Origin of the sequence: Humidesulfovibrio sp. (assembly GCF_030689645.1) — a bacterium.
Lineage (GTDB): Bacteria > Desulfobacterota > Desulfovibrionia > Desulfovibrionales > Desulfovibrionaceae > Humidesulfovibrio.
In genome coordinates, this window is sequence record NZ_JAUYFU010000012.1 from 1 (window position 1) to 9,775 (window position 9,775).

Annotated in this window: 12 protein-coding genes and 1 pseudogene; 10 read left to right on the forward strand and 3 right to left on the reverse strand. The window is 56.9% G+C overall.

What is annotated here, in order from left to right; all coding sequences use genetic code 11:
- The 6 genes from Q8O35_RS01750 to Q8O35_RS01775 form a co-directional block, all read left to right on the forward strand.
- On the forward strand, positions 1 to 436 hold a 436-nt coding region (locus tag Q8O35_RS01750; RefSeq protein ID WP_305569933.1), incomplete at its 5' end, for a hypothetical protein.
- Positions 423 to 617 (forward strand): hypothetical protein, encoded by a 195-nt coding sequence (locus Q8O35_RS01755; protein ID WP_305569935.1) that lies wholly within the window; start codon positions 423 to 425, stop codon positions 615 to 617. The genes Q8O35_RS01750 and Q8O35_RS01755, both read left to right, overlap by 14 nt.
- 111 nt (positions 618 to 728) lie before the next feature.
- Positions 729 to 938: a hypothetical protein gene (locus Q8O35_RS01760; protein ID WP_305569937.1), complete on the forward strand. Its 210-nt coding sequence runs from the start codon at positions 729 to 731 to the stop codon at positions 936 to 938.
- A gap of 160 nt (positions 939 to 1,098) precedes the next feature.
- Positions 1,099 to 1,242: a hypothetical protein gene (locus tag Q8O35_RS01765; RefSeq protein ID WP_305569939.1), complete on the forward strand. Its 144-nt coding sequence runs from the start codon at positions 1,099 to 1,101 to the stop codon at positions 1,240 to 1,242.
- A gap of 43 nt (positions 1,243 to 1,285) precedes the next feature.
- The gene (locus tag Q8O35_RS01770; protein ID WP_305569941.1) at positions 1,286 to 1,555 is read left to right on the forward strand and encodes a BrnT family toxin; all 270 of its coding nucleotides are present in this window, start codon (positions 1,286 to 1,288) and stop codon (positions 1,553 to 1,555) included.
- Entirely contained in the window at positions 1,539 to 2,006 is a 468-nt protein-coding gene (locus tag Q8O35_RS01775) for a BrnA antitoxin family protein (protein ID WP_305569943.1), read from the forward strand. The genes Q8O35_RS01770 and Q8O35_RS01775 overlap by 17 nt, the downstream gene beginning before the upstream one ends.
- A gap of 1,038 nt (positions 2,007 to 3,044) precedes the next feature.
- On the opposite strand, the gene Q8O35_RS01780 is transcribed toward Q8O35_RS01775, so the two are convergent.
- Complete coding sequence (locus tag Q8O35_RS01780; protein ID WP_305569945.1) at positions 3,045 to 4,739, reverse strand: site-specific integrase; 1,695 nt, start codon at positions 4,737 to 4,739, stop codon at positions 3,045 to 3,047.
- Between the two features lie 655 nt (positions 4,740 to 5,394).
- Between Q8O35_RS01780 and Q8O35_RS01785 the strand changes: the two genes are divergently transcribed.
- From Q8O35_RS01785 to Q8O35_RS01795, 3 genes are all read left to right on the forward strand, one after another.
- Positions 5,395 to 5,811 (forward strand): hypothetical protein, encoded by a 417-nt coding sequence (locus Q8O35_RS01785; RefSeq protein ID WP_305569947.1) that lies wholly within the window; start codon positions 5,395 to 5,397, stop codon positions 5,809 to 5,811.
- A 139-nt stretch (positions 5,812 to 5,950) separates the two neighbouring features.
- On the forward strand, positions 5,951 to 6,886 hold the full coding sequence (locus Q8O35_RS01790; protein WP_305569949.1) for a hypothetical protein: 936 nt from the start codon (positions 5,951 to 5,953) through the stop codon (positions 6,884 to 6,886).
- A 130-nt stretch (positions 6,887 to 7,016) separates the two neighbouring features.
- A complete protein-coding gene (locus tag Q8O35_RS01795; protein ID WP_305569951.1) occupies positions 7,017 to 7,883 on the forward strand; it encodes a hypothetical protein in 867 nt (288 codons plus the stop codon).
- 474 nt (positions 7,884 to 8,357) lie between these two features.
- On the opposite strand, the gene Q8O35_RS01800 is transcribed toward Q8O35_RS01795, so the two are convergent.
- Positions 8,358 to 8,870 carry a GNAT family N-acetyltransferase gene (locus Q8O35_RS01800; protein ID WP_371133080.1) on the reverse strand — a complete coding sequence of 171 codons (513 nt, stop codon included), beginning with the start codon at positions 8,868 to 8,870 and terminating at the stop codon, positions 8,358 to 8,360.
- Between the two features lie 60 nt (positions 8,871 to 8,930).
- Positions 8,931 to 9,365 carry a hypothetical protein gene (locus tag Q8O35_RS01805; RefSeq protein ID WP_305569953.1) on the reverse strand — a complete coding sequence of 145 codons (435 nt, stop codon included), beginning with the start codon at positions 9,363 to 9,365 and terminating at the stop codon, positions 8,931 to 8,933.
- Between the two features lie 30 nt (positions 9,366 to 9,395).
- Between Q8O35_RS01805 and Q8O35_RS01810 the strand changes: the two are divergent.
- A pseudogene (locus tag Q8O35_RS01810) lies at positions 9,396 to 9,775 on the forward strand (restriction endonuclease); the annotation flags it as partial.

A 9,775-nucleotide genomic window follows, 5' to 3' on the forward strand; every position in this document is an offset into this window, starting at 1 on the left:
CCTGCAGAAAATACAAGGCATGTCGGAGGAGCTGCTCGCCGAATGCCTGGATGAATGCAAGTACCCGGCGCTCTTCCTGGAGGACATCTGCCGACTCGACTACAGCTTCGGCGTCCCAGGATGGGTTGCTAAGATTAAAGACCAGACACGAAAGCTAGCCTATTTCAAGGCCTCATTAGTCCGAGGTAGTGTCATCCCTGCCGAGGGCTACGAATCGCCCGTAGAAGCCGGCCAGGAGGCCCTGGAGGCCTCTTTACGGGCCGCGAAAGAGCGCGCCGAACGGTCCGCGAAGTGCCTGGCAAAGCGGACGCTTCTCGCCTGGTGGGAGGCGAAGCCGGAGGATGAGCGAGCGCGTTTGTTCCTGCAGCCACCATCTCCGTTTATGGCCAAAATTAAGCACGAATACGACGAGGAGCACAAAGATGGACAAGACTGAAGTTTCGGCCCGACTGGAAGATATTTACAAGCGGCTGCACGCGATTCCCGTCCAGCACGACGGCAGGCCTATTCAGCGGCAGCCACAGTTTATGGCGGCACTCGTCCTGGTCAAGAAGCTCATCAACGACCTGGAAGTGCCCGACCCTGAAGACTGCCCCTGCACGAGCATCCGGCAGTAGGACATGGCGCTCACAATGCACATGGTAGGCGGAGTTCACCTCCTCATAGGGGGGGGCTGGGTTGAAACATAGACAGGCTCGAAGAAGAGCTTGACGCAGAGAGGTTGGCACATGCCATATTCGGACAAGATACGGAATCTGTCGAAGATTGAGGTCGTGACCCGGCTCGACAAAATCGCTGGACTCATTGCCCTCGTAGAGGCCTATGACGAAAGCCTGCGCGACCACGGCGGGCTTATGCTTGTGAAAGAGCATCTGCTCGACCTGGCTCAAGACATCGACCAGGCTGGGGTAGGGCAGCCCACCGGGACTATGCACTAAGGGTAGGGCCGCATGAGAAAACGCATTGCTGGTTGGCTTGAGAAAGTCGGCTTTGTTTACATCGTCATCGGGATGTTCCAACACAAGACGCAAGGTTTGCTTCTTGGCGCGAGCTGTTTGTGCTTGTTAGTGGGACTCACCTGGATGGAGGGACGTCGCCATGGCTGATGCCATAAGCAGCGATATGCTCTGGTACATTGCCGGTGCATTCTCGATTGCCGTCGGTTTTCTCGGCTTCTTCTTCCCGCGCTCGGGGAACATCATCGAGGCTCTCCGCGACCTGAAGCGGCCCTCCTCCAGGTAACTGCGAACTTGACGTAATGACAAATCGTACATACACCTCTGGCATGCAGTTCGAGTGGGACGAAGCAAAGCGCCTGGTCAACCTAGGCAAGCATGGCATCGATTTCATCGACTGCATGGCGATGTTTGATGGGCCGAATGCCATCTTCCCCGATACGCGCAAGGATTATGGCGAGGAACGATTCAACGTCTGCTGGAGGCTACAGGGCAGACTCATGGTGACGACCATCGTGATTCGAGACGACGCTTTTCGCATCATCTCGGCCAGGAAGGCGAGCAAGAGGGAGGAGGGGCGCTATGGCTCCAACTTATAAGGAATCCGGCAAGACCATCGTGCGGCATTCCCGCGAGGACTTAGCGAAGCTCCAGAGCGAGACGGACTGGTCGCGTGTTGATGGCATGACCGATGAGCAGCTCACGGCTAATGCCGCATCCGACCCGGACAGCGCTCCCGCCGATATTGTCTGGAGTCCAGACAGTGAGATTAGCCTGGACGAGCTGCTCGCGCGGCAAGAGCGCCGCAAGCAGTCTGTGACGATTCGCCTGAGCGCGAAGACCATCGCCTACTTCAAGAAGAAGGGTAGGGGCTACCAGACGAAGATAAGCGCCCTGCTGGACCTCATCGTCGAGCAAGAAGAGGCGAAGGAGCGGGAGCGTTACGTGGGAGCATTCCAAGCGGCAAAGAGCGCTGGACGGTTCATTACTAGTAAAGACGCAACCGCAAAGCGCACAACGAAGAAAAGTGCGGCGGCAGCAAAGAAATGAAGAAGGCCGGGATTAACTCCCGGCCTTTTATTTAACGGGCAGTACTCCCCTTCGTGAATTTTTCCCACATCTTTCGGTCAATTTCGTTTGGCCCAGTCGAGTTGTACCGCCTGTGAAGAGCTGTATGGCATCCTTGGCAAAGTGGTTCGACAGAATCCGTCGGATGGTCGTAACTGTGATTGTGAGGGTCAATTCTTCCAGTTTCCTTCCCACAGCGGTTGCATTTTGTCGGCTTTGGGTATTCTCCGTTCTTTACGGCTAATTTGAAGAGCTTGTCGATTGCATCACGTTGTTTGGCAGACCATTCTCTCCCTGTGAAGGGACACTTGAAGTCGTTCATTCGCCTTGCCTCCTCGTGGGTAGTTTGATTGAGTGCCTCTGATGCGAGGGCTGCTCCAAGTTCAAAATCTGTAGTGATGAGATGTTAAAATGCTATCGCCATATAGGCCCGGTTCGAGGGGCTTACCTGCGGCCTGTTTCGCAATAATTGTCGGCTATTGATGGGGCCGGGGGTGATTCATTGACAGTGGCTATCCTGGGCGGGGTAAAAGTGAGCAAGGCAAACCTGTCGCCCCCCCTGTCTCGGCCATTGAGGCGCAGATGCTCAAAATCCAGCGCGAGATTGACCGGCTCGAAGCGAAAAGCAAAGGCGCATAAAATATCGAATGACCCGAAGGAAGGTTCTGCAAATTTGCAGAACCTTTGCTTCAGTCAATACATCTATAGATGAGCTATGTGAATGGCTGCTCATATGATGTCATGCCATCATGGCTCATGGGCTCATGACGTGAAGTGGGCCGCCAGCCCAATGCCAGCGGCCCTTTAGGGAACGAAACCCAAACACTCCAGAGGAGGGCTGGCTTACGTCGAGAGTGAGAATGCCACCGGAGGCGAGAGGAAGTCAAGCGCGGGCGGTGGCTTAGGGTCGTTGACCTAATGCTCTCGTGGTATCCTCTGAGCTATCGAGGCACTGAAAGCCATGGGACGCTTTCGGTGTCTGCGTCGGTGCTTGCCAGGGGATAACCCGGAGCATCCAACCTACGGGGTCTCCTGCCACTTTTTGCATATGAGCTTCTCTAGGTCGATGGCCCCGCTGAAGTCGAGTTTGCTCACGACGCCTTCGAAGAGAGCCTTCACCGGAAACCTTCCCTCATAACCCGCAGTTACATCGTCGAACTCGTCATTCTCGTGCCCAACGATTTCCTTGACCTTGTGGCGGTCTAGCCCTTGGTGCTTGCACTGGGTGATGAAGGTGTGGCGCAGGGAATGGAAGGTCAGCTCGCTCACCTCGCCAGGACCTGCACCTAGACCTCGTTTTTGCCGAAAGTGGCCAAACCATTTGGAGGGGGCCTTTCCTGGCTCGGGTGGGCCAGCGTAAGTGAACAGGGCAGGAAAGAGCTTGGTTTCTCCACGCCGCGAGAGCATGTCGACCCGGTTGAGGAACCCCAGTTCGATGAGAATGGGGTGAAGAGGCACGGTTCGTATTGCAGCACCCGTCTTGACGCTTTTGGCTTCTTCCTCATCGTTTACGTCAAGGAACCAGATGCCCGAGTCTTTGTCCTGCTTGGCGTCGCAGACGAGTAATTGGCTAAGTTCTCCAAGCCGTGCTCCGGTGAATAGTCCGAGTAGAGGCAGCCAGTACTTCCACCCCTTATTCATCTTCCTGTCCGTGTAGGTGGCAGGCTCGAACAACACCTGGAGCTCTGCACTCGTATAGGCCCGGCGCTTCGGAGTGGTGGCCTTGCGTTCTACCACCAACACCTTCTTTAACTGCGCCAGAGGCTGCATCGTCCTCGGGTATTCATCGTTGAGCCAATTGAGAAGGCTGCGGACGATGACGAAGCGGTCATCAATGGACTCAGGTGACAAGAGCGCTGAGGTGGGAATCGTCATGGCAATTATTTGCTTGACGCTTTTTGACTTGAAGTCCTTGCCGTTTCTTTTTGGCAACTGGTGGACTGTTCGGCTGTATGCGCGAAGGGCGTCGCGGTTCAATCGTTGTAGCGGCTTGTTCCCAATAATTTCAAGAAACTCTGAGATGACAGGCAAGTACTTCTCACGGGTCTTACGCCCCCAAGTGCTGTCCTTATCCTCAATGTATTTCGCGATGCCTTCCCCGAGGGTTGGTCCGGATGGTTCCTCCTGCACCTGCACAGGCGAGCTGGGCAGTAGCTGACGCTCCAGGGTGTAGTCGCCCTGCCTGCGGGCGAGGGCAACCCTATGGAAATCCAACCTCATTTTAAGCAGTTCATGGCAGAGTAGGTCAAACTCAGGGCTCTTGTCAGGCGCGTCCAACTCGTGTTTGGCGATGAGCTTGCGGGCTTCATCCGCGACAACGTCATGGTTGCGTGTGGTCAACGCGAGCCGCGTTTCCCCTGCAGCCTGTTCGAGGTTGCTCTGACGTTCGATGAGTTCAGGGAGGTTTACTGGCCCTGCGCTCGCAAGGCGGCGCTCGGACTCATCGGCGATAGTCCGGAACAGGTCACCGACAATCCGTCGAATCTCTTGGTGGGTGGGCTTCTTCGCCATGTCCGGGTCGTCCAGCCTGAAGAAGAGGTTGCGCAGCTCGAAGGCCGCTCGCCGCGCCTTGGCCTGTGCCCGGATTTTGTTGCCGGTGTCCAGGCTGCGGCGCAGTTCGCTACTGCCGAAAATCCCCTGGATGTCCTTGGGGATGGACAGGCGGAAATAGTAGGTTCCGGCGCGTCTGTAAAGATGGGTCCCGTAGGGGCGCATACGGCACAACTCCCAGGCCGTTTCTGGGGCCAATTGGCACAGGCCAACGGCACAAAAACGGCACAAATTGGGGTTAATGTGCCGGTGTTGGGCTTTTCTGGGGGCAGGGCATACGGGCGGGCGGAAAAAGAAAAAGGGTCCCGCCTTGTTAGCGGGACCCTTGTTCATTCTGGTGCCGAAGGGGAGACTCGGATGGACACGTTATTCGGACTCCATGTTCAGTGTAACAGCACGAAATTAAAAGCTTAAAGTTTGAGTGGAATTCGAGTGTGGACACGAAAGTGGACACGCGAGTGGACACAAGAAGTGTGCCGGCTTCAGCCGAAAATGGCAAGCGCCTTGTCAGGCGCGCACGGGACGCGACCCGGCCAGCTCGACCCCCTTTCAGGTCTCTTGTGGTGGGCGTCGGAGTTGGTGGCTGGAGAGAAATGGCTTGACATTCTTGGGGTATTCGCGTAGACGCAAAAATTCGGAGCCGACTGCGCCAACAGTCGGCCCCAACTTGGGCGGACAACAGCTCATGGGATTTGGAGCTCGCAAGCTGTGTCCAGAACGTCAACAGAGAACCCGTCGACAAGTGATGCCTACTCATAACCTGGGTTCGTGTCAAGCGCTGGCGGGTTCCCTCCCCCAAAAAAAGGAGGGAAAATTGCCCATGGTCCGTTTTGGCTACGTCGGCGCTGAAATCGGCGAGAAATTCGCCGGGTTCAAGCATGTCCATGCCTTCTTGCAGGAGGGCTTCCCGTACAACCTGGTGCGCATGACCGACGGGCGTCAGGGCTTGACGCTCATCTTCCCGCTGAATCACGGTTGCTTCGCCATCGATGACGGCACCGTGTTTTGGGGCCAGTGGTACGGCTGGCAGAACACCATCCGCATCGGCCACGAGCGCTACATCAACGTGCTCGACGGGACCGAGTTCCAGAGTCCGTGCATCCGTTGGAGCGACCGCGAAAAGCCGTTTTCGGAAGAGCTCCCCATCCCTCCGCAGTTCCTTGCGCCCGTGCCGACGCCGACCGAGAATGCCGACTTCTGGCGCTTGGACAACCTGCGCGACCCTAACCTCTACTAGGTCTTTTGGCCCCCCGTGGTCTGCCTGCGCCAACAGGCAGGCTACGGGCTATTGGCGTGGTCATGGGATTGAGCTTGCAGACCGCGCCGGAACGTCAGCAGGTCTTGCCAATTGGCGGACCTCGAAAAAGAGAAATGTCATGCAGATTGACTACGAACGACCGCTTGGGTACCCACCGTTTTACCCGAACTTCGCTTTCAACATTCTCCGCAAGAGCGGCTACCGCCAGAAGGAGAAGCTGGGAGGTCGCATTATGCGGCGTTGTTTCCCGAACACTGCCGGTTTTGAGCACATCCTCGACTACCTCGTCACTGGCGTCGGCTTTCTTGAAGTGCCGCTGGAGGATGGAGCGATGGGCCTCACGCTCATGTTCCCGGCCGAGCATGGTTGCTTCGCGATTAACGACGGCAAAACCGTGCGGTGGGGGCGCTGGACCTATAACGGCCTGCTCGTGGGGACGGGCGAATATATGCTGACCCCCGACGGCCACGTTTGCGCGCATAACGCGCTCTGCCTCAGTTCGAAAGGTGCGGACTCTGACACGACGAGGCCTTCTGCTTTTTACGCGACACCAAGGAGCCTCCCTGCGCGCCTTCAGAGAGGGGACCGCCCCGCTCCGCAGAGGGAGTTCCGGCTTCCGCAAGGCAACGTGAGGTTCCGTGTCATCCGGGACAACGATGAACTTCAGGAGTTCGGGCCATTCATCAATCGCATCGGGCGATATCTTCGCCCAGGCGTTCGCTATGCCTTCACTCCGCCTACGGGCGAGGAAGGCGTGGGGCTGATGCTCCTATTTTGGGGGGACCGCGGGTGCTTTGTCGGTGCGAAGCATGGCTGTTCTTGGGGGAAGTGGCTGGAATCCGAAAACTCGCTGCACTGCGGCGGAGGGTGGTACATCAGCGCAGTCGACGGCAAGAGCCATAAGGGGTTGAGTCGCTACGACAATCGGCTCAAGAGGTACGTCGCGGACCTGCTCCACGACTATGCCTATATCAGGCCGCTCCCTGATGAGGACAAGGCCCCGGAGTTGTGGCAGGCCATGCTTGCCAACTTGAGCGACCCTAATTTCTGCTAGTTTTTGCGGCCCCGTGGCCTGCCTGCGCCAACAGGCAGGCCACCTATTGGCGTGGTCATGGGATGAGCTTGCAGACCACGTCTGAACGTCAACCGGCTTGCCAAAAATCAAGCCGCCCCGTGGAGGGAAAATGTTAGACAACGAGCCAGTCAGCTTCGATTTCGGAGTCCCCTGCTTCTCCTACAACGTGATGGAGGCAGGAGTGTGTTGGCCGCCTACGGCAGGCTATGAGCACGTCGTCGACTACTTCGCCAACGGGGTCGGTTTCCTTGAAACGGATGCCGCCGACGTGGGCCGTGGGCTTTTGCTCATGTTCGAAGGGAGGCACGGTTGCTGTGCGCTTAACGACGGCCAGACCATCTACTGGGGCATGTGGGATGACGATGTACTGCATGTCGACCTTGATGTGATGATTATCCCGCATTCCGGGCCATGGAAGATAGCGTGCATGTGCGGCGACACTCCGATAGGCATCTTTCGTCCCCAGGTCTCCCCGGAGTACATGAAACCTGTTGAGACTCCGGTGCAGGAGACTGCGCGGGCGTATGTGCCTGTTCAGAGATGCTACCTCAAGCCGGTTCCAGAGGTCGTCTTTGACGTTGTCACCAGCACCGACGACCTTAAGGATTTCCCCGAATATGACCTTGTGGCCCAATTTATTCGCCCGGGCGTGCGATACAAGTATGTGACGGGCCGCCGGTCCGGGCTGATGCTCCGGTTTTGGGGCGAACACGCCTGCTTCGTGGAACTCGGAATGCATGTGCGGTGGGGGCAGTGGCACGCATCGGAAAACTGGCTTCGGTATTTCGTGGGGCGCTACATCTCTGCCGCTGACGGGGGCAGTTATGATGGGGAGTCCGTGCTCGACAGGAGTACTGGCCTGTTCATGGCCGACACGATTGACCCCCACCCATATTTCACGGAGGCTATCCCGACCTTTGATATGGCCCCGGACCTGTGGGAAGGAATGCGTAGGGATTTTGCCCCCAACTCTTAACGGTCGCGACCTGTTCGGCGCGCAATCATTTCGGGCGGACTCCACGGGGAGTCCGCCCGTCTCATTTTGCACCATGTCATGGAGTTCGCCCCGCTCCCGCATAGGCATCTGGATCACAATTCCCGTCGACAATACAGCGGCGGGTTCCCAGGGGGGAACCCGCCGTTTTATCTTTTCGCTCTTTTCGTTCTGCTGACTCTTTGGCCTGTCGTTCAGCACCGGGGGACGGTTGGCTTCATGGATGCCTTGCCACGGCAGATGAGCAATTCAAGTGGACACTTGGAATCAGTCCGCCACGGACTTGGAATGCAAGTTCTCTTCCCGCGCCACAGATTTCCAATCCCGTCGAATTCGACGGGATTGGAAGGCGACGACTTGCGTCAGTATGTGACAGAAAAGGCGGGCTCCAGGGGGAGCCCGCCTTTTCTGTCTTTTCAACCCATTCCGTCTTCTACGCCGCCAGAGGGCTGGAATTTAGACGGCGCATCCTTCAAACATCTTGCGGATTGTTTTCGTCGGCAAGAAGAGCTTTTCGCGGTCGTCATTGAAAGGAATGAATCCGAAATGCTCATAGAAAGCTACTGCCCCCGCATCTTTTGCTTCGACCGCGACAGCGAAAACGCCCACGATGCCCGCGAGGTCGAGAGAGCGTCGAAGGGCATCAAGCAACAAAGACTTGCCGATGCCCCTTCCTGCATGTTGGTCAGAGACGGCAAGCCGCCCGAGAAGTGCGGCAGGAACATCATAGGTCTCGGGGATTTTTCTTTGCTGGGTGTTGCTCAATACGGTCCGGGAAAAGGTGTGAGTGGAAAGTGTGTAGAACCCAACGATTTCAGGTGCTGGCTCACAATACACGTGACACCGCGTAAGGTCGCGAGCCATCTCCCTTGCGGCTCGTTCGCGAATGTAAGCATCAAGGGCTGGCTTCCCGCATGAGAAGCCAGCCCTTAAATGTTCATCCCTCAGGGGAGTTGCGAAGTAATCCATCACCGGGCGCAGTATGCCTTGGCCGCTTTCATGAGGGCGGCATTCGGCTCCGGGGCATTCTCACAAGTGGTTATGAGCTTCTTGAGGTCGCGCGCCGAAATGTTGCCCGTAGCCTGCTTCGAAGCGGCGCGGCCAGTGTGAGCGGCCCTCTTCGGGCGAGCGGCTGTGAGAGTAGCGGTAGTTGTCATGATATTCTCGCTTGTTAGCACAGGCTCGGTCAGAGCTTCCTGATACAGGTGGCCCAAGCATCTTGTGGCTTGGGCCACCTGTATCAGGATTGCCGCGATTTGTCAATTTTCTCCACCTTTGGAGCCTTCCATGTGTGAGCTTCACCGAGTTCTCATAGGAAGTCAACCCTACCTGCTCAATAGTAAGACTCTGCCGCGAGTTGGCAAGGTGGATGGTCGGGGTAAATGAACTGTCCGATACTGATTGCATTTTTCTTTTCATCCTTTTAATCCTTTGCATGAACTGATTAAGCGGACCTGTGTCCATGTTTTTCCTCCGGCGAAAAGGAGCCGCTTCATGTCCATTCCATTTTTTGAGCGCCCGATTCTCAACTCTCCCTACGAGTACCCCTCCCGCCACTGGGAGCTTGATGAGACCGGCCAGCCGACGCAACAAGTCGTGGAAACACGCCGCGTGGTGTCGTTCATCACGCCTATCCCGAAGCCGAAGAAGCAGAAGGGTGCCCAAAAGCAGGCCGCGATTGTCCTCGACGAAGGAAAGGGACTTTCGAGCGAAGAACAACGCTACGACGCAACCTCGACCATCAATGAGGTGAGAGGCTATGTGGACGCGTGGCGCAAGCTCCCGAGCCCGAGCCAGTGGCAGGTGACGCCCGAGACCGCGCGCCTCCTCCAGCACTGGCGGCACCACAAATTCAGCGGCATCCGGCCCTTCTT

Bases quoted from the DNA above. Each gene is read 5' to 3' on its own strand.
- Q8O35_RS01790 (WP_305569949.1), top strand. From the start codon at position 5,951: ATGCAGATTGACTACGAACGACCGCTTGGGTACCCACCGTTTTACCCG.
- Q8O35_RS01760 (WP_305569937.1), top strand. From the start codon at position 729: ATGCCATATTCGGACAAGATACGGAATCTGTCGAAGATTGAGGTCGTG.
- Q8O35_RS01785 (WP_305569947.1), top strand. From the start codon at position 5,395: ATGGTCCGTTTTGGCTACGTCGGCGCTGAAATCGGCGAGAAATTCGCC.
- Q8O35_RS01795 (WP_305569951.1), top strand. From the start codon at position 7,017: ATGTTAGACAACGAGCCAGTCAGCTTCGATTTCGGAGTCCCCTGCTTC.
- Q8O35_RS01805 (WP_305569953.1), bottom strand. From the start codon at position 9,365: ATGGACACAGGTCCGCTTAATCAGTTCATGCAAAGGATTAAAAGGATG.
- Q8O35_RS01755 (WP_305569935.1), top strand. From the start codon at position 423: ATGGACAAGACTGAAGTTTCGGCCCGACTGGAAGATATTTACAAGCGG.
- Q8O35_RS01800 (WP_371133080.1), bottom strand. From the start codon at position 8,870: ATGGATTACTTCGCAACTCCCCTGAGGGATGAACATTTAAGGGCTGGC.
- Q8O35_RS01775 (WP_305569943.1), top strand. From the start codon at position 1,539: ATGGCTCCAACTTATAAGGAATCCGGCAAGACCATCGTGCGGCATTCC.
- Q8O35_RS01780 (WP_305569945.1), bottom strand. From the start codon at position 4,739: ATGCGCCCCTACGGGACCCATCTTTACAGACGCGCCGGAACCTACTAT.
- Q8O35_RS01770 (WP_305569941.1), top strand. From the start codon at position 1,286: ATGCAGTTCGAGTGGGACGAAGCAAAGCGCCTGGTCAACCTAGGCAAG.
- Q8O35_RS01765 (WP_305569939.1), top strand. From the start codon at position 1,099: ATGGCTGATGCCATAAGCAGCGATATGCTCTGGTACATTGCCGGTGCA.